Below are 18370 nucleotides of genomic sequence, written 5' to 3' on the forward strand. Positions count from 1 at the left end.
CCTCTGGCCGGGACTCACACCTTGCGGGGAGTCTTCGGCTCCTTGGGTTCCTTCGGCGTCAGCAGCAGGCCGAGCAGCAGCGCGCCGGTCGCCTCGGGCGCGTACAGCGGCGCGTCGCTCACCGGTGCCTGGCGGTGCGTCACGAGGTCGGCGACGGCGTCACGCATGGCCGGGTCGGCGAGGGGAGTCGTCGTGGGACGGGACAGCTCACTCTTCATCGGCTTGGCCTTTCTGTCCTGCGGATGTGTCCGGACTCCAGGCTAGAACGAGTCAGACAAATCGGACAAATCGGCAAGACGAGTGACTGCCGGCGGCCGCCGCCGTCAGTCCAGCCAGACCGTGACCGCCAGCGGCGCGTGATCGGAGACGTGGCTGGCGGGCACATCGGAGAGCTCAAAGGACGCGAAAGCCACGTTCTCGCCGCCCAGGATCCAGTCCACCCGGCGGCGCGGCTCCCGCTGCGTGGGCTGCTCCGGGTCCCCGGCCTCGTCCTGGGCGCTGTGCAGCCCCGCCTCCAGGGCGGCGTTCAGCTCCGGCGATCCGGGGCGGGCGTTGAGGTCACCGGCCAGGACGCCGTGCGGGTCGTCCCCCACGGTCCGGACCACCTCGGCGAGCTGACGCGCCCGGGTCCCGCGGTCGTCGCCCTCCAGGTGCGCGGTGGTGATCCGCGCCGTCTCACCGTCCGTCAGCCGCACGGTGACGGAGGCGTAGGAGCGGTCCGTTGCGCCCTCGCCCTCCGGCAGCCTGCCGGTCTGTGAGGCGGTGACGGGCAGGCTGGTGAGGATGAGGTTGCCGGACTGGCGGTCCTCGGCGGGTGCGAAGACCGCCTGCGCGTCCAGGCGGCGTTCCAGCCACGTCACCAGGTCCAGGCCGCCCGCGGCCAGCCAGCCGCGCGGCACCTCCTGGAGCAGCACGACGTGTGCGCCGGAGCCGCGGATGGTCGCCAGCACGTCCTCGGGGGACAGCTCGCCGTCCGCGCTCACCGCGTGGTGGATGTTCCACGTCATCATCCGGTACACGCCGCCCGCCGTGTCCACGGGCAGCGGGTCCGGCGCGGGGCGCGCGGCGTTCAGCAGCGGCGGCGCCGCCAGCAGCAGGCACGCCGCCAGCAGCGGTGCGAACGGCCGCCGCACCACCGCCGCGCGCGACCGCCAGGCCGCGACCGCCAGCAGCAGCGCGCCCGCCAGCGGGAACGCCTCCGGCGCGTAGTGCAGGTGATCGGGCACGACCATCAGGCCGTACGCCAGCCCGGCCGCGCCGCCCGCGAGCGCCAGGTCGGCCAGCGGGCCGCGGCCCGTGGCCAGCGCGCCGGTCAGGGCCCGGGCCAGCACGGATGGGAGCACCGCCACGCCCACCAGCGCGGCCAGCGGCGCCAGCGGCAGCCCCGGCTGCGGCAGGAACAGGAACACGAACACGGCCGCCGCCAGCGCCACCGGCGGCACGGCCGGCGGCAGCGGGTCCGACAGCAGCCGCACCCCCAGGATCGTGCCGGCCGCGATCCACAGCCCGGCCGCCGTCACCGTCACCCCGCCCTGCGAGGCGACGAAGCCGGGCGAGGCCAGCAGCGCCGTGTACAGGGCCAGCGCGGGACCGAGCAACGCGAGCCGCACGTCGCCGACCCGCACCGGAGCGGGCGCGGGCGCGCGGGCGGCGCGCACGGCGAGGCCCGCCAGCGCGGCCGCCAGCACCAGCGCCACCCCCCAGCCCAGCACGCCGCCGCGCCACACCGGATCCCACAGGTCCAGCGGCAGCCGCAGCGCCACGTCGGCCCCGGCCGCCAGCGCGACCGCGCGGGCCACCGCTCCCGGCTCGTCGCGCCGCCGCGCCGCCAGCAGCAGCGCCGCGAACGCCACGGCCGCCGCCAGCACGGCAACCGGCATCACCCGCGCCCAGGGGAACTGCACGAGCAGCCGGCCCGCCGCCAGCGCCCCCATCGCCGCGGGCAGCGCGCGGCGCGGGCCGAGCCACCACATCAGCGGTCCCGTCAGCGCGGCGGCGGCCAGGCCGGCCAGCGTCACCGTCACGCCGAACGCCGACAGGTCCATGACGACCCCGGTGACGCGCAGGAGTTCGAACGCGACCAGCGTGATCACCGCGACGGGCAAGGTCATGGGGGTCATGGCGGCCGAGACTAGCGCCGTCCGGCGCCCCCTCCGCCGCCGGGGTGCGGGCCCCGCGAGCGGCGCGTAGCGTCGAGAAGGACGTCACGAACAACACGGAGAACCACGCAGGGGGGCGCAGGACTCACGACGTGAGGAGGACGTCGGCATGCGCAACGCACTGGCAACCACCCTCGGGGCCATCCTCGCCATCGCCACCGCGGTGACGGCCCTGGCCAGCCCGTTCCTCGACTGGTACGGCGACCGCAACGGACGCGACTACAAGTGGTGGCAGCTGTTCACGGGCGACGGCATCACGGGCGAGTCGGCCAACCTGTTCACCGGCCTGTTCCTGCCGATGCTGGCCGCCGCGATCATCGCCATCATCGCCATACCGCTCCGTTCGGCGACCCTGATGGGGCTGGCCGGCGTGCTCATCCTCGGCTTCACCATCCTGTGGATGATCCGGCAGTACCAGGACAACGACGCCCTGACCATCGGCGAGAACGGACTCGGTGAGGGCGTGGGCCTGGGACTGGTCTCCGGCGTGCTCGGACTCCTCGCCGCCGCCGCGACGTTCGGCCGCACCAAGGCACGCCACCGCAGGGACACCGTCGAACGCACCGCCGGCCCCGCGCCGCCGCGCGAGCGTTACGAGGGCCGCCGGGAGGGCTCGCAGGAGGGAGACGTCGTCGAGGGGCCGTGGGGCACCGAAGAGCCGCACCGCAAGCGGCGGTTCGGACGCGGCCGCGACGCCGCCTGACGAACAATCACGCCAGTTGGCGCACCGTCGCCGTTTCCCGTGGGTAGCAATTGTCAGGGGAATGACAGCAACCCCACGAGGAAAACGGGACACACGGGATCTTTTCGCTGAGGAGAAGAGACCATGACGGTGCGGACCGGCCGAACGCCCGCGGCTCCCGTCACGGCGGGAGTCCTGGGCGTGTTAGTGGGGCTCGTCGCCTCCCTCACCGCCTGCGGCGCCGGATCCGGCGGCTCGGGCGGTGCGGTCGAGCTGACCATCGCCGCCAACGCCATCGCGGGCGGCAAGAACGCCGAAGAAGCCGACTGGATCGAGAACTGGGTCATCCCGCGCTTCGAACAGGCGCAGCGGGCCGAGGGCACCGAGGTGAACGTCACCTTCGAGCCCAGCGGCGTCGACGACGAGCAGTACAAGACGCGGCTGGCCCTCGACCTCCAGTCCGGCTCCGGGCCCGACGTGCTGACGCTGGACGGCATCTGGATCGGCGAGTTCGCCGAGGCCGGGTACATCGCCCCGCTGAACGAGGTGGCGCCCGCCGCCGGTGACTGGGACGGCTGGGAGCAGATACCAGAGGCCGTGCAGTCGCTCGCCTCGTACGAGGGCGAACGGTACGGCGTGCCGGCCGGCACCGACGGCCGCGTCCTCTACTACAACAAGCGCCTGTTCGAGCAGGCCGGGCTGCCCGTGGACTGGCAGCCGGCGAGCTGGGACGAGGTGCTGTCGGCGGCCGAAGCGCTCGCCGGACTCGACGGCGTCACCCCGCTCCAGCTCAACGCCGGCACCGCCATGGGCGAGGCCACGACCATGCAGGGCGTGCTGCCGCTGCTCGCCGGGACCGGCGAGGAGATCTACACCGACGGCCAGTGGACCGGCGCCAGCCCGGGACTGACCGAAACGCTCCGGCTCTACCAGGACGTCTACGGCGGCGGCCTCGGCGACCCGCTGCTGCAACAGGAGGCGCAGGGCCGGGACAAGTCCTTCGAGCGCTTCGCCGAAGGAACGATCGGCATCCTGGCCGAGAGCGACTACTTCTGGCGCGACGTGATCGCCCCGCAGACCGGTCTGACGCCGATGGCCGACCGCGACGAGGACGTGGGCTACGCCCTGATCCCGGCGGCAGCGCCCGGACGCGGGCTCAACGGCCAGGACTTCGTCAGCATGTCCGGCGGCAGCGCCCGCGTGCTCAACCAGGCCACCAGCCACCCGGACCTGGCCTGGGAGCTGCTGGCGTTCATGCACTCCGAGGAGGCGCTCACCGCCTTCGCCGAAGAGCGCACGGTGATCACCCCGCGCACCGACGTCAACGAGCGGGTGCTGGCCAACGACCCGATGCTGTCGTTCGTCGCCGAGGAAGTGCTGCCGCTGACGTCCTACCGGCCCGGCGTAGCCGCCTACCCGCAGGTGTCGGTGCTGCTCCAGGAGGCCACGGCGGCCGTGGTCAGCGGCGACGACCCGGCCGACGCGGCGGCCGCCTACGAGGAAGGGCTCGCGGAGGTGGTCGGTGCGGACCACGTCACCGGCTGAGGCGCCGCCTCACGCCCGGCGGCGCCGCCGGGCCGCCGCCCTGGCCACCGACGCGGCGGGCCTGGGCCGGGCGCGGGCCGCGGCGCTCACCGCGCCCGCGCTGCTGCTGGTCGCGGGGTTCCTGCTCTTCCCCGCCCTGTGGACGGTCTACCTCGGCCTGACCGACTACCGGCTGACCGGCCTGGCCGCCGCCGATCCCCAGTTCACCGGGCTGGAGAACTTCTCCCGCGCCGTGGCGGAGGAGGACTCCCTGCACGCGCTGGGCCTGACCCTCCAGTTCGTCCTCGGCTCGGCGGTGCTCGGGCAGGCCGTGCTCGGCTTCCTCATCGCCTGGCTGCTGCGCGAGCGGCGCGGCCTGCTGCGGCGGCTGGTCGAGGCGCTGGTGCTGCTGGCGTGGGTGCTGCCGTCGTCCGTCGTGGCGTTCCTGTGGCTGGCGCTGCTCGACCGTGACGACGGCACGCTCAACGCGCTGCTCGGCACGCCCGGCACGGCCTGGCTGCTGGAGTACCCGATGGCGTCGCTCATCGTCTTCAACATCTGGCGCGGCACGGCGTTCTCGATGATGCTGTACGCCGCCGCGCTGGGGAACGTGCCGCCGTCGCAGCTGGAGACGGCCCGGCTCGCCGGCGCCTCGGGCTGGCAGCAGCTGCGGGACGTCGTCTTCCCCCGCATCCGGGGGCATGTACTGACGAACCTGCTGCTGATCAGCCTGTGGACGTTCAACGACTTCACGCCGTTCCTGCTGACCGGCGGCGGCCCGGAGGACCGCACCGAGATCCTGCCGGTCTTCCTCTACAACACCGCGCTGTTCGACGGCGAACTGGGCTACGGGGCCGCCCTGTCGGTGCTGATGCTGCTGATCAACCTGGTCATCGCGCTGTGCTACGTGCGGCTGCTGCGGCAGCGGAAGGAGGCGCCGTGAGCCGGGGCACCCGCCGGGAGCGGCACGGCGGTGCGGTGGCGGCGCGGCGCGCGGTGCGCGTGCTGGGCCGGTACACGGCGTGCTGCCTGGTGCTGGCGTTCTTCTCGCTGCCGCTGCTGTGGCTGGCGTCGGCGCCGTTCGACCGGACGCCGGGCACGGCGGTTTCACTGCCCGAGTTCACGCTCGCCAACTTCCGTGCGCTGTGGGACAACCCGTACGCGGTGGACTCGCTGCGCAACTCCGTGGTGCTGGCGGCGGGCGCGGGCGCGCTGACCGTGGTGAGCGCCGCGCTCGCCGCCTACGCGCTCAGCCGGGTGCGGCTGCCGGGCCGCGACGCGCTGCTGTACGCGCTGCTGCTGCTGTCGGCGATCGTCACCGGGACGGCCGCGATGGTGCCGCTGTTCAACCTCGCCTACGAGCTGCACCTGATCGACTCCCAGCTGGGCGTGGTGCTGGTGCTGACCGGCGGGCTGCTGCCCAGCGCCGTGTTCATCCTCAAGGACTTCTTCGACGCGACGCCGCGCGGCTACGAGGAGTCGGCGCGGGTCTTCGGCGCGACGCCGCTGATGATCGTGCGGCACGTCGCGGTGCCGCTGGCGCGGCCGGGGCTGGCGGCGATCGCGGTGTGGGCGGTCGCGCAGGTCTGGGGCAACTTCCTCATCCCGTTCCTGCTGCTGCGCTCGCCGGAGAAGTCACCCGCGGCGGTGGTGATGTACACGTTCTACACCGAGGGCGGTCAGCCCGACCTCGCGCTCATCTCCGCGTTCTCCCTGCTGTACGCGGTGCCGGTGGTGGCGATGTTCCTCTTCGTCAGCTCCCGGTACGGCTTCAGGTTCCACGGAGGGATCAAGAGCTGATGTCCGCGATCACCGTGTCGGGTCTGACGAAGGTGTACCCCGGCGGCACCACCGCGCTCGACGGTGTCGACCTGGCCATCGAGGACGGGGAGTTCTTCGCGCTGCTCGGCCCGTCCGGGTGCGGCAAGACGACGTTGCTGCGCACGCTGGCCGGGCTGGAGACGGCGACGTCCGGCACCATCGCGCTCGGCGGGCGGGACGTGACGTCGGTGCCGCCGGGGCGGCGTGAGGTCGCCATGGTCTTCCAGGACTACGCGCTCTTCCCGCACATGACGGTCACCGACAACATCGCCTACCCGCTGCGGGTGCGGAAGGTCCCGGCGGCCAGGCGGCGCGAGACGGCGCGGGCCGTGGCCGCGGAGCTGGAGCTTTCCGAGCTGCTGGACCGCCGCCCGGGGCAGCTGTCGGGCGGGCAGCAGCAGCGGGTGGCGCTCGCGCGCGCCATGGCGTGCCGGCCGCGGGCGTTCCTGCTGGACGAGCCGCTGTCGAACCTGGACGCCCGGATGCGGCTGTCGGCACGGACGTTCCTGAAGCGGCTTCAGCGCGAACTGCGGGTGACGACCGTGTTCGTGACGCACGATCAGGCCGAGGCGCTGGCGCTGGCGGACCGGGTGGCCGTCATGGAGAACGGGCGGGTGCGGCAGATCGGCAGCCCGCGCGAGGTGTTCCAGCGGCCGGCCAGCACGTTCGTCGCCTCGTTCATCGGCGCCACGCCCATGAACCTGCTGTCCGGGGCCGTCGCGCCGTCCGGCCGCCACGTCGTCGTCGGCGGCGCGCTGCTGCCGGTCCCCGCCGGACTGGCCACGCCGCTGACGGCCGGGGAGCCCGTGGTGTACGGGGTGCGGCCCGAGTACACGCGGTGGGCGCCGGGGCCGGCCGAGGGCGCGCTGTCGGGCGAGGTGACGGTCGTGGAGCATCTCGGCAGCGCGCTGCTGGTGACCGTCACCGGCCCGGCGGGGGCGTTCCAGGCGGTGGCCGACGAGGACGCGCCGCTGGCGCCGGGCGACACCGCGCACGTGGTGCCGCGGCCCGACCGCACGCTGCTGTACCGCGACGGGGTGCTGCTGGAATGACGGCGCCGGTGCGGGCGGTCAGGCCTGGCGGGTGCCGCGCCTGGCGTCGAGGGCGTAGACGCAGCGGTCCTTGCTGCACGCGAAGACCATGCCGCTGGCCGCGACCGGGCTGCCCGTGATGGCGCCGCCGGTCTCCAGCTTCCAGCTGAGCCGGCCGCTGGAGGCGTCCACCGTGTACAGGCAGTGGTCCTCGGAGCCGAAGTGGACGCGGCCGTCGGCGACGACGGGCCGGCCGACGATGGTGTCGCTGGCGGCGAAGCGCCACCGCGGCGTGCCGCTGACGGCGTCGAGGGTGTACATGGCGGTGCCGCTGCCCAGGTGCACCAGGCCGTCGGCGACGACGACCGGGTCGGTGGCCTGCCGGGCCTCGGTGGCGATGCGCCAGCGGTCGTCGCCGGTGGCCACGTCGAGGGCGTAGACCGTGCCGAGGTAGTCGGCGAAGTACACGCCCGCGGCACTGCTGCGCTCCGGCTCGTACGCCGGCGGGCAGAGGATCGCGGCGGGTGCGTCGAAGCGCCAGCGCTCGGCGCCGGTCGCGGTGTCAAGCGCCAGCACCCGGGACCCGGCGCACACGTAGGCCACGCCGTCGTCGGTGGGCAGCACCCGCACCGGGACGCCGCCGGTCACGGTGGTGTCGCCGACCGGGTAGCGCCACAGCTCGGAGCCGGAGCGCGCCTCCAGGGCGTACAGCAGGCCCTCGCCCCAGACGTAGACGATGCCGCCGCCGACCACGGGGCCGGTGTCCTGGGTCTCGAAGTCGATCTGGGCGCCGGTGAGCTCCCACAGCTCCTCGCCCGTGCCGGACTCCCACGCCTGGACGCCGCCGCCCCGGGTGGCGGTGACGACGGTGCCGCGCTCGGCGGTGAGCGCGTACACCCAGGAGCCGGTGGCGGCGCGCCAGCGCTCCGTGCCGTCGCCCGCGTCGAGGGCGAAGAGGTTCGGCCCGTCGGAGGCCAGGAGCCGGCCGCCGGTGACCGTCATCGACCAGGCGACGTCGCGGGTCTTGAACTGCCGCCGCCCGGTGGCCACGTCCAGGGCGTGGACCTCAAAGGAGGTGACGTACACCAGGCCGCCCAGGACGAGCGGGGAGCCCCACAGGTCGTTGTTCATCCGGAACCGCCAGGGGCGCCAGCCCTGCTGCGGGGCGGCCGGCGCCGGCTGCCGGGCGCCCTCGGAGCCGCCGTTCGCCGTCGAGGGGCTGGGCACGGCGGGGGACGAGGGGCCGGGCGGGCGCGCCCACTCGCTGGTCTGGGAGGCGCGGCCCGGGCCGGGCTCGCCGCGGTGCGGCCCCGGCCCTATCGGCACCTGGGAGCCGGGCAGCCGTACCTGCTCCTCACCGCCCGTCGCCGGCGCCGCGGGCGGGGCCGCCGGGGCGGAAGCGGAGGCCGCCGCGGGCTCGGAAGGCGCCGGGGCCGGCGGCGGGGACGGCGGCGCCGCGGGCGGGGCCGCCGGGGCGGAAGCGGAGGCCGCCGCGGGCTCGGAAGGCGCCGGGGCCGGCGGCGGGGACGGCGGCGCCGCGGGCACGGCCGAGGGGAACGGCGGGGGCGGCGACGGCGGCGCGGGCGGGGGCGGCGGCACCGCCGCGGCGGATCCGCCGGACGACGGCGCCGGGAACGACGGCGCCGCGGGCGGGGCTGACGGAGCCGGTGCGACCGGGGACGCCGACGGGGCCGGCGGGGCCGGCGGCGGCGAGGGCGGCGCCGGGGCCGCCGGAGCCGAAGACGGCGGCGCCGAGGACGGGGGCGGCGAGGGCGCGGCGGGCGGCTGCGAGGCGGCGGCGTGGCCCCGGCCCCGGCGCCGCTCGATCAGCGCCACGGCGCCCGGCGGCAGCCAGGCGGAGGCGCTGCCGCTGTCGTCGGTGGCCGAGAAGAGGTGGGGCGCCAGCTCGGCCTGGAGGTCGGCGGGCGTCGGCCGGTCCTCGGGCTTGGCGGCCATGAGTGACTCGATCATCGGCCGCAGCTCGTCCGGCAGCCCCTCCAGGTCCGGCGGCTCACGCAGCAGCATGAAGACGGTTTCGACCGGGTTGATCCCGTGGTAGGGCGGGTGGCCGGTGGCGGCGAAGACGAGCGTGGACGCCAGGGAGAACACGTCGCTCGCGCCGGTCACGCCGCGCGAGTCCCGCGCCTGTTCGGGCGACATGTAGGCGGGCGTGCCCACCGCGACGTTGGTCATGGTCAGGCGCGTATTGGAGACGCCCGACGCTATCCCGAAGTCGATCACGCGCGGCCCGTCCTCGACCACCAGCACGTTGGACGGCTTCAGATCGCGGTGCACCAGCCCGGCGCCGTGAATCGACTGCAACGCCTCGGCGACCCCGGCGGCCAGCCAGCGCACGGCCTGGACCGGCAGCGGTCCGCACTCGTTGACGATGTCCTCGAGGGAGGGCGCGGGCACGTAGGCGGTGGCCAGCCAGGGCACCGGCGCGTGCGGGTCGGCGGCGACGACGGCCGCCGTGTAGAAGCCGCTGACGGCGCGGGCCGCCTCCACCTCACGGGTAAAGCGCACGCGGAACAGCTGGTCCTCGGCGAGCTCGCTGCGGACCGTCTTGATGGCCACCCGGCGCCCCGAGGCCGACCTGGCGAGGTACACGAGCCCCATGCCACCGGAGCCGAGGCGGCCGAGCACCTCGAACGGCCCGATCCGCCGCGGATCGTGCTGCGTCAGCTGCTCCACCATGTGCCTGACACCTCCCCGTGAGGGCCGCTATGTCGTCTCGCGCCCCGCGCATGTGCAGCCTTCCATTGCAGCATCTCATTACCGCGTGAACATCATCGGGGGCTCGTGACCGATTCTTCCCCCCAGGTCGGACAGCCGAGCACCCGGGGCAGGATTGGAGCGGATGCGGGGTTGGAGGCGGTATCCACACGTACGCACCCCGTTTGGACGCAGTCAGATAGCGATTTGATCACGCATCGATAAGCTGACGGCATGACAGGACAGGTAACGACCGTTGACGGACGCATCGCGGGCCGTCGTGGTCAGGCAACACGGCAGAAGCTGCTCGACTGCCTCGGCAAGATGCTGAGCTCCTCCCCTTACCGCGACGTCCGCGTGATCGACGTCGCCCGCAAAGCGGGCACCTCGCCCGCGACCTTCTACCAGTACTTCCCGGACGTGGAGGCGGCCGTCCTGGAGATCGCCGAGGGCACGGTCAAGGAGAGCGCGGCCCTCAGCGACCTCGTCACCGGCCGCTCGTGGACCGGCCAGGCGGGGCGCCAGAGCGCCGAGGAGCTGGTCGACGGCTTCCTCACGTTCTGGCGCAAGCACGACGCGATCCTCCGGGTAATCGACCTCGGCGCCGCGGAGGGCGACCGCCGGTTCGTCCGCATCCGCACCCGGGTGCACGGCGCCGTCGCCAAGCCGCTGGCCGAGGCGATCGAGGGACAGCGCGCCCGCAGCCGCGCCAAGGACAAGGAGCCGAGCGCCGCCGCGGTCGCCGGCTCGCTGACGACCATGCTCGCGGCCGTCGCCCAGCAGCCCAAGAGCCTCCAGTCGTCGGGGGCCAAGCAGACGGAGCTGAAGCCCGCGCTCACCCAGCTGGTGCACCTGGGCGTGACGGGCCGCAAGCCCACGCCACCGAAGAAGAAGTAGCGGCTGGGCGGGGCACACCGACCCGGTCCCTGTCCGCCGGGACGTCGCACGTCCCGCCTCGTGAGAACCGCTGACACCCCTCTGGGTCACACGCGCCGCCGGCGCGTATCCTCTGTGGCTCCCCTCGCTCGTACGCGTGTCCGACAGGAGCCCGTTGAGGATGCGACCTCGCCACCCCGTTCACGTGCTGGGCGCCGGCCCGGGTGGCCTGGCAGCGGCCGCCGCGCTCGGCGCGCACGGCATCAGGGCCGTCGTCGTCGAGAAGTCCGACGCCGTCGGCGCCTCCTGGCGCGCCCACTACGACCGGCTGCGCCTGCACACCACGCGCCGCTGGTCGTCCCTGCCCGGCCTGCCCATCCCCCGCGCCGCGGGCCGCTGGGTCCGGCGGGACGACTTCGTGGCGTACCTGGAGGACTACGCACGGCACCACCGGATCGACCTGGCGACCGGCGTCGAGGTCGGCCGCATCGACCGCGACCCGGACGGCGCCGCAGGCCCGCACGACCCGGACCGCGGCTGGCTGCTGCGCGCCAACGGCGGCCGGGTGCTGCGCGCCAGCGCCGTCGTCGTCGCCACCGGCTACAACCACACCCCCCGCATGCCCGACTGGCCGGGCGCCGAAGACTTCACGGGCGAGCTGCTCCACGCCCGGCACTACCGCGAGCCCAGCCGCTTCGCCGGGCGGGACGTGCTCGTCGTCGGCGCGGGCAACACCGGCGCCGAGATAGCCGCCGACCTCGCGTTCGGCGGCGCCGGGCGGGTGCGGCTGGCCGTGCGCTCCGTGCCGCACATCCTGCGCCGCTCCACCCTCGGCTGGCCCGCCCAGGCCGGCGCCATCCTCTGCCGCCGTCTGCCGACCGGGCTCGTCGACCGCGCCGCCCGCCCGCTCGAGCGGCTGCTGCCGGACCTGAGCGACAAGGGGCTGCCGCGCCCGGAGACCGGCCTGTACACGCGGGTGCGCCAGGGCGCCATCCCCGTCCTCGACACCGGCAGAACCGGGCTGGTACGCGCCGTGAAGCGCGGGCTGGTCGAGCCGGTCGCCGCGGTGGCCTCCTTCGACGGCGACGAGGTCGTGCTGGCGGACGGGGCGCGGCTGCGGCCGGACGCGGTGATCGCCGCGACCGGCTACCGGCGCGGCCTGGAACCGCTGGTCGGCCACCTCGGACTGCTCGACGGCCGGGGGCTGCCGCTGGTGCACGGGGCGCAGACGCACCCGGCGGCGCCGGGGCTGTACTTCACCGGCTACGCCAACCCCATCAGCGGCATGCTGCGCGAACTCTCCCGGGATGCCGTGAAGATCGCCAACGCGGTCGCCAGGCGGCTCGGATCATCCCGGCCCCTGTCCTCACAGCGGGCCAGGGGCCGGGCTGGGTGACGCGCACTCGCCGAGGAACCGGCGGAACGTGTCCTCGGCGTCCCCTCGCCACGCGTCTCCCCCGTGACCCGGCCCGCCTCCGAAGGACCGGGTCCCGGCCATTCCTAAGAGTGAGCAGAGCGGCACATCCCGTCAATAGCCAGCGGGAACCTTGCGCCCCTGCCGGGGGGCGCATCGCGCTTCGCGCGGCAGTCCACCTCACACCACACGCGCTTGCCGTCTCCTTCGCGCTGCCAGCCCCAGCGGTCGGCGAGGAGTTCTACCAGCTCAAGGCCCCGGCCACCGGTGTCCTCTCCCGCCGCGCGCCGCGGCCGGGGGGCGCGGCTGCTGCCGTCGGTCACCTCCAGACGCACCGGCACGCCCCTCTCGTCGCTACACCCGTCGCCCTCGTCGCCCTCGTCGCCCTCGTCGCCGCCTTCGCCGGTCCCGGCCCCGCTTCCGGCCCCGTCGTCCCGCCCCACGCACAGCCGCAGCACGGCCGGCCGGCCGGTGTGCACCACCGCGTTGGTCACCAGCTCGGAGACGAGCAGCACCAGGGTGTCGGTCTCCGCGGGGCCAGGACGGACGGGGCAGGGCTGCCCTCTGCCGAACTGGGCCCGCACCCACCTCCGCGCGCGCCCCACCTCGGCGGGGTCGGGTCCGACCTCAAGCTGCTTCACCAGCACCTGCACCGTTCACACCATCCGAACCGGCGGACACATCGCCACATACCCCGGCAACCCAGGTGCAGGACAGCATGGTTGACAGGCGAGCCGGACAACAAGCGAATCAGGCATATTCCGGCGCAAAGGAGTACGACCCCTGCGAACTGTACGAGCGTTCAGCGACGCTATCGAACAGAGGGTAGTGAACCGTGTGCGCTACGTAAGGGACGTGGGGGCGAGCGGCTTCGCCTCGGCGTCGGCGGCGGACTCCAGGTCCGCGAAGCAGTCGAAGAGCCGCCGCACGCCCAGCGCCGCGAGCACGCGGTTGACGTGCGACCCCTCCTCCGCCCCGTGCGCCGGCAGGATCAGCCGCAGCTGCCCGGAGCACGACCGCATCAGGCGGCGCGCGGCGACCAGCTCACCGATCCCGCTGGAGTCGCAGAACCACACCTCGGAGAGGTCGAGCACCAGGAACCGGCGTCCCTCGGCCACGGCGTCGTGGACGTGCTGGCGGACCGTGGGCGAGGTGGCCATGTCCAGCTCACCGGCCACACGCAGCACGGACCACTCGGAGCGCTGCTCCGCTCGCACTGTCAACGTCACGTGCTCTCACCTCGATCGCTGCCGGGCCCTGTTCCGCACCGCCGTCCGCCCCGCGCGCGTACGGGCGCGAGCCACGTGCGGGGCGCGCCGGAACAGTCCCTCGCACTACATTTGACGTACGCACGGGGCCCGGGGTTGCCGCGGGAACCAGAGGAGGGTGGGGGCCTGCATGGGACACGAGACGCCACCGCACTGGGACCGGAGCATACGGGACCGGCTCCTGAGCGGCGAGGCCGCCGCCCTCGCGGAGGTCTATGACCGCTTCGCCCCTCTGGCCTTCGGCATCGCCCAGCGGGCGTTCGACGGCGCCCCCGCCGGCCCGGCCGACGAGGCCGCGTCGCAGGTCACCGGGGACGTGCTCGGTCACCTGTGGCAGCACCCGGAGGCGTACGACCCGGCCAGGGGCCCGCTGCGTTCGTGGATCGCCGCCGAGGCGCACCGCCGGGCCGTGGACCTGCTGCGGGAGAGACTGCGGGCAGCACTTCCCAAGCCGCAGCCGGAGCAGCCGCCCGGGGAACGGCCGGCGGAACGGCCTCAGACAACGGCCCCGGACGGCGCCGCCCCGCCGCTGCCGGATGAGCGGGTGCGCGCCGCGGCCACCGCCGCCCGCGCCGACTACATCGTCTCCGCCATGCCCGAGCCGCTGCTCCGGGCGCTGGAGCTGACCCACTTCGAGTGCCACGACTACCGCCTCGCGGCCCAGCGCCTCGGCATCTCCGGCGCCGAGGCCCGCCGCCGGCTCCGGCTGGCGCTCCAGCTGCTGGCCACGGCCGCCGAGTATCCGGCGGGCACGGGGGCGGCGGCCGGGGGCGAACGGTGAGCCCGGCTCCCCCCGCGGCCTCGGCCCGGGGGGACGGCGGGACCGCCGGCAGCGGCGGCGGCCCGCCTGACGTGCCGCCGCACGGCCCGTGCCGCCCCACCCACCAGGAGCTGATGTCCCTCCTCGGTGCCTGGGCGCTGAGCGCCTGCCCGCCCGAGGAGGCGCGCTGTCTGGAGGCGCATCTCAGCGACTGCGCGCCCTGCGCCGACGAGGCGCTCCGGCTGCGCGACGCCGCCGCGCGGCTGACCCCGCGCCGCCGCCTCGACCTCGACCCGCGCCTGCGCCCGCGCGTCCTGGACAGCTGCCTGGCGCGCCGCCCCGCGTCACACCCCGTGCCCGCCTGGGCCGCGCCGTACGACGCGGAGGCCGCCCGGCTCGACGCGCTGCTGACCGACATCACCGCCGACGAGTGGCGGGCCCCGGTCCGGCTGCGCTGGTTCGCGGGCAAGACCTGGGAGGAGCACGGGACCACGGTCGCCGGGGTCCTGGACCACCTGATGGCCGTGGACGGGCTGCTCGCCCGGGCCGTCGGCCTGCCCGACCCGCTCGGTGAGGGGGCCTCCCGCGACCCGGCCGCGCGCACCCGGGCGCGCTGGGAGAGCGGCGGAAGCGAGCGGGACGCCCGTGACGGCGGGACCGACGGCGGCGGCTCCAGCGACGGCACGCCCGGCCACGGGCCCGGCCGGGCGTGGCGGCCGTGGCGCGAGCAGTCCCGTGCGCTGGTACGGGCGGCCGCACGCACCTCAGGACGCGCCGGCGAGCGGATGGTGCGGCCCGGCGCGTACGGCGGCGCCGCCGGGCCGTTCCCGGGCCCGGGCGCGGACGCCGGTGGCGCCCTGGCCCTGTCCGACGCCTACCTGGACCGCGCGTTCGCCTGCTGGGTGCACGGCGCTGACATCGCCGAGGCCGTCAGCTACCCGTACGGCCGGCCGCTCGGGCCGCACCTGCGGCTGCTGGTCGGTTTCACCGCGCGGCGGCTGCCCGCCTCCCTCGCGGACCGCAGGCGCGCCGGGCTCGGCACGCTCCCCGCCCGGCTGACCACGGCGGGGCGGCCGGGCCGGACGGTGCACCTGGAGGTGGAGGGCGCGGGCGGCGGCGACTGGTACATCCCGCTGGACTCGCCCGCCGCCACGGTCTCGCGCGCCGCCGCCCGCCGCGCCGTGGCGCACGTCGCCCTGGACGACGTGGTGCTGTGCCAGCTCGCCGCCGGCCGGATCGCGCCGGATGAGGCCGCCTCGGGCGCCGACGGCGATCCCCACGCCGTGCACGACGTGCTGTTCGCGGCGGCGGATCTGTCCCGGCTGTGAGCCGGCCGGCGCCTTCAGGCGGGTCAGGCGAAGACGACGGTCCGGCGGCCGTTGAGCAGCACCCGGCGCTCGCTGTGCCACTTCACCGCGCGCGCCAGCGCCTGGCACTCCACGTCCCGGCCGACGGCCGCGAGCTGCTGGGGGGTCTGCTCGTGCCCCACGCGCTCGACCTCCTGCTCGATGATCGGACCCTCGTCCAGTTCGGCCGTCACGTAGTGGGCGGTCGCGCCGATCAGCTTCACGCCCCTGGCGTGCGCCTGGTGGTACGGCTTCGCGCCCTTGAAGCTCGGCAGGAAGGAGTGGTGGATGTTGATGATGCGCCCCTCCAGCCGCTTGCACAGGTCGTCCGAGATGACCTGCATGTACCGGGCGAGCACCACCAGCTCGACGTTCTCCTCCTCGACGATCCGCAGCAGCCGGGCCTCGGCCTCCGGCTTGGTGTCGGGCGTGACCGGGATGTGGTGGAACGGCACGCCGTAGGAGGCCGACAGCTCGGCGAAGTCGGTGTGATTGGAGACGACGGCCGCGATCTCGATCGGCAGGGCGCCGGTGCGGGCGCGGAAGAGCAGGTCGTTCAGGCAGTGCCCGAACTTGCTGACCATCAGCAGCACCCGCATCTTCTCCCCCGCCGGGTGCAGCTGCCAGTCCATCTGGAACGAGTCGCCGACGGCGGCGAAGCTGGCGCGCAGCTTGGCCAGCGTGAGCGCGGGCTCGACGGCCGAGAAGTGCACCCGCATGAAGAACAGCCCGGTGTCGCGGTCGCCGAACTGCTGGCTGTCCTCGATGTTGCAGCCGGTCATGAACAGGTAGCTGGAGACGGCGTGCACGATGCCCGGTTTGTCCGGGCAGGACAGCGTGAGGATGTACTGCGAGGGCCGGGCGGCCGGGGCGGGCTCGTCCGGCGCCGGAGCCGGTGCGGGGGACTGGGCGGTCATGGTTCCCTAGCGTGGCACATCCCAGGCGGACCGTGTGCCTCAGACCGCGTGCACGGTCGCCGCCAGCTCCTGGAGCGTCCCCGGCCTGGTGTCCGGGTCGTCCCCGTCGTTGACGGCGAGCAGCACGTGCGCCTCGCGGGCGGCCTGCACGGCATCGGGCCAGGACGGGTGCTGCAAGTACGACGCGACCGGGGCGTCGGCACCGACCTGGTGCAGGATCCGCAGCACCCGCAGCACGGCCGCGTCGACGAGCGCGGCCTCCTGGGCATCGCGGAAGATCGTGCCCACGTACTTCTCGGCCGACCAGTTGTCGAGCCAGGTGTCCTCGACGAGGCGGTACACCGCGTCGGTGACGTCACCGTAGCCGGGGACGCCGGCGACCCAGCACTCCTGGTGGAACACGGGATCGGAAAGCATGTGCAGCGCCGAGCGCACGTGGGCGCGCCAGCGCCACCAGGGCATGTCGTTGAGCGGCATGCGCACCATGGTGGTGGAACGGCGGCCCGGTCCGGAAGCCCTTGCTGGTGACCCCCTGCTCACAGCTGGCTCGCCGACCTCTCCGGGAGCCCGTAGCGCTCGGCCACCGGGTTCCACAGCTCGGCGGCGCGCTCCTTGGCGGCGGTGGCCTCGCCGCTGGCGGTGTCGCCGTCGTTGGCGCTGCCGGTGTGCCGGGCCTGGCCGCCGCGGCACAGCCGCCTGCGGTCGTCCCGCACGTCGTCCGCCCAGTCCGCGTAGTGCGCGTCGGCCTCGGCGGACGCCTCCCACGCCTCCCGCAGCGCGGCCGCCAGCTCCTCTCCCTCAGGCAGCGCGTCCAGCTCCAGCTCCGCCAGCCGCTCCACCAGGCTCTCGCGCTGCGCGGCGGCGTCGCGCAGGTCGGTGGCGGCCGCGTCCAGGCGCCGGCAGTTGCGGATGCTGTCCACGGCGCTGATCACGGCGTCGCGGCTGGCGTTGCTGTCCTCCAGCAGCGAGGAGAGGGCCTCGGCCTGGCGGCGGGCCTCCTCCTCGTCCTCCTCGTCACCGGCGCCGCCGTTCTCGGCGTCACTGCCGTCGCTGTCGGCGCCGCCGTTCTCCTGCTCGGTGGTCTCGGTGGTGCTCTGCTCACCGCCGTCGTCGCTGCTGCCGCCACCACCGCTGAACAGCGCCCCGGCCGCGAAGCCGATCACCGCGCAGCCGACGACGACGGCGGCGACCAGCGGCACCGGCATCCGCCGGCGCGGAGCCGGGGTCCCGGGTCCCGGCCGCTGCTGCCGCTGGGCGGCGGAGCGGAACAGGCCGTCGAACTCTCCCTCGTCGTCCGCCGGGATCTTCGGCAGCGCCTGGGTGGCGGCGACGCCGCTGTCACCGGTGCCGCCGCTGCCGCCGGCGGCCGGCATGGACGGTGTGGACGACGGTGCAGACGGCGGGGCCGCGGCGTGCCGGCGCCGGGGGCGCACCGGGCGCAGCCGGGTGGTGTCCTCGGGCGAGCCCGGAGCGGGAGCGTCGGTCACCGGCGGGATCAGCTCGGTGGCGCCCTCGGAGTCGACCGGGGCCGGGCCCGACGGGGACACCGGGCGGATCCGGGTCGTGGACTCCACGTCCCGGACCGGCGGGATGAGTTCGGTGGCCGCCTCGTCGTTCACGGTCGGCGGCGTCTGCGGCCGTTCCGGCGTGGCGCGGCTGGGCAGTTCGGGCCGCCCCGCGGCGGGCTCAGCCGGGCCGCTGGCCGTGCTGGCAGGCGGGTGCACGGGTGCCGCGCCCGGTGCGGTGCCGGGCACCGGAGGCACTGGCGCCTGCGAAGCCGGGGGAACCTGCGGCGCGGGCGGAACCTGTGAGGCCGGCGGTGCCGGGGGCATGACAGGCTGTCCCGGCGGCCCGCCA

General features: G+C 74.8%; 17 protein-coding genes. 9 read left to right on the forward strand and 8 right to left on the reverse strand.

Features of this window, described 5'->3' with window-relative positions; genetic code table 11:
- Nucleotides 1-14: 14 nt before the first annotated feature.
- A complete protein-coding gene (locus JK356_RS12475) occupies nucleotides 15-218 on the reverse strand; it encodes a hypothetical protein (RefSeq protein ID WP_201867892.1) in 204 nt (67 codons plus the stop codon).
- Nucleotides 219-323: 105 nt separating this feature from the next.
- On the reverse strand, nucleotides 324-2120 hold the full coding sequence (locus JK356_RS12480) for an endonuclease/exonuclease/phosphatase family protein (RefSeq protein WP_201867746.1): 1797 nt from the start codon (nucleotides 2118-2120) through the stop codon (nucleotides 324-326).
- A gap of 148 nt (nucleotides 2121-2268) precedes the next feature.
- Between JK356_RS12480 and JK356_RS12485 the strand changes: the two genes are divergently transcribed.
- The 5 genes from JK356_RS12485 to JK356_RS12505 all read left to right on the forward strand — a co-directional run bounded on the left by JK356_RS12485 (nucleotide 2269) and on the right by JK356_RS12505 (nucleotide 7238).
- Entirely contained in the window at nucleotides 2269-2862 is a 594-nt protein-coding gene (locus JK356_RS12485) for a hypothetical protein (RefSeq protein ID WP_201867747.1), read from the forward strand.
- Nucleotides 2863-2985: 123 nt separating this feature from the next.
- Nucleotides 2986-4386, forward strand: a complete 1401-nt coding sequence (locus JK356_RS12490; protein ID WP_201867748.1) for an extracellular solute-binding protein — start codon at nucleotides 2986-2988, stop codon at nucleotides 4384-4386.
- A complete protein-coding gene (locus JK356_RS12495) occupies nucleotides 4364-5308 on the forward strand; it encodes a carbohydrate ABC transporter permease (protein ID WP_201867749.1) in 945 nt (314 codons plus the stop codon). The genes JK356_RS12490 and JK356_RS12495 overlap by 23 nt, the downstream gene beginning before the upstream one ends.
- Entirely contained in the window at nucleotides 5305-6165 is an 861-nt protein-coding gene (locus JK356_RS12500) for a carbohydrate ABC transporter permease (protein WP_307815548.1), read from the forward strand. The genes JK356_RS12495 and JK356_RS12500 overlap by 4 nt, the downstream gene beginning before the upstream one ends.
- Nucleotides 6165-7238, forward strand: a complete 1074-nt coding sequence (locus JK356_RS12505) for an ABC transporter ATP-binding protein (RefSeq protein WP_201867750.1) — start codon at nucleotides 6165-6167, stop codon at nucleotides 7236-7238. The genes JK356_RS12500 and JK356_RS12505 overlap by 1 nt, the downstream gene beginning before the upstream one ends.
- Nucleotides 7239-7256: 18 nt before the next feature.
- Here JK356_RS12505 and JK356_RS12510 read toward each other — a convergent pair whose 3' ends face one another.
- Nucleotides 7257-9914 (reverse strand): serine/threonine-protein kinase, encoded by a 2658-nt coding sequence (locus JK356_RS12510; RefSeq protein ID WP_201867751.1) that lies wholly within the window; start codon nucleotides 9912-9914, stop codon nucleotides 7257-7259.
- A 252-nt stretch (nucleotides 9915-10166) separates the two neighbouring features.
- Here JK356_RS12510 and JK356_RS12515 point away from each other — a divergent pair, with 252 nt between their 5' ends.
- Together JK356_RS12515 and JK356_RS12520 are read left to right on the forward strand one after the other, a co-directional pair.
- Entirely contained in the window at nucleotides 10167-10829 is a 663-nt protein-coding gene (locus tag JK356_RS12515; RefSeq protein ID WP_201867752.1) for a TetR family transcriptional regulator, read from the forward strand.
- A 160-nt stretch (nucleotides 10830-10989) separates the two neighbouring features.
- Entirely contained in the window at nucleotides 10990-12204 is a 1215-nt protein-coding gene (locus JK356_RS12520; RefSeq protein ID WP_201867753.1) for an NAD(P)/FAD-dependent oxidoreductase, read from the forward strand.
- A 104-nt stretch (nucleotides 12205-12308) separates the two neighbouring features.
- Here the strand turns inward: JK356_RS12520 and JK356_RS12525 are convergent, their stop codons facing one another.
- Nucleotides 12309-12875: an ATP-binding protein gene (locus JK356_RS12525; protein ID WP_201867754.1), complete on the reverse strand. Its 567-nt coding sequence runs from the start codon at nucleotides 12873-12875 to the stop codon at nucleotides 12309-12311.
- Nucleotides 12876-13064: 189 nt separating this feature from the next.
- A complete protein-coding gene (locus tag JK356_RS12530) occupies nucleotides 13065-13451 on the reverse strand; it encodes an STAS domain-containing protein (RefSeq protein ID WP_201867755.1) in 387 nt (128 codons plus the stop codon).
- Between the two features lie 169 nt (nucleotides 13452-13620).
- On the opposite strand from JK356_RS12530, the gene JK356_RS12535 reads away from it, so the two are divergent.
- The gene (locus tag JK356_RS12535; RefSeq protein WP_201867756.1) at nucleotides 13621-14271 is read left to right on the forward strand and encodes a sigma factor; all 651 of its coding nucleotides are present in this window, start codon (nucleotides 13621-13623) and stop codon (nucleotides 14269-14271) included.
- Complete coding sequence (locus tag JK356_RS12540; protein WP_201867757.1) at nucleotides 14268-15578, forward strand: zf-HC2 domain-containing protein; 1311 nt, start codon at nucleotides 14268-14270, stop codon at nucleotides 15576-15578. The genes JK356_RS12535 and JK356_RS12540 overlap by 4 nt, the downstream gene beginning before the upstream one ends.
- A 23-nt stretch (nucleotides 15579-15601) precedes the next feature.
- Here the strand turns inward: JK356_RS12540 and purU are convergent, their stop codons facing one another.
- The 3 genes from purU to JK356_RS12555 are packed head-to-tail and all read right to left on the reverse strand — an operon-like array spanning nucleotide 15602 to nucleotide 18267.
- Nucleotides 15602-16513, reverse strand: a complete 912-nt coding sequence (gene purU, locus JK356_RS12545; RefSeq protein ID WP_201867758.1) for a formyltetrahydrofolate deformylase — start codon at nucleotides 16511-16513, stop codon at nucleotides 15602-15604.
- A 39-nt stretch (nucleotides 16514-16552) separates the two neighbouring features.
- Entirely contained in the window at nucleotides 16553-16999 is a 447-nt protein-coding gene (locus JK356_RS12550; RefSeq protein WP_201867759.1) for a hypothetical protein, read from the reverse strand.
- A 50-nt stretch (nucleotides 17000-17049) separates the two neighbouring features.
- A complete protein-coding gene (locus JK356_RS12555) occupies nucleotides 17050-18267 on the reverse strand; it encodes a hypothetical protein (protein ID WP_201867760.1) in 1218 nt (405 codons plus the stop codon).
- Nucleotides 18268-18370: the final 103 nt, after the last annotated feature.

The sequence above is a fragment of the Streptomyces sp. 7-21 genome, assembly GCF_016741785.1.
GTDB lineage: Bacteria > Actinomycetota > Actinomycetes > Streptomycetales > Streptomycetaceae > Streptomyces.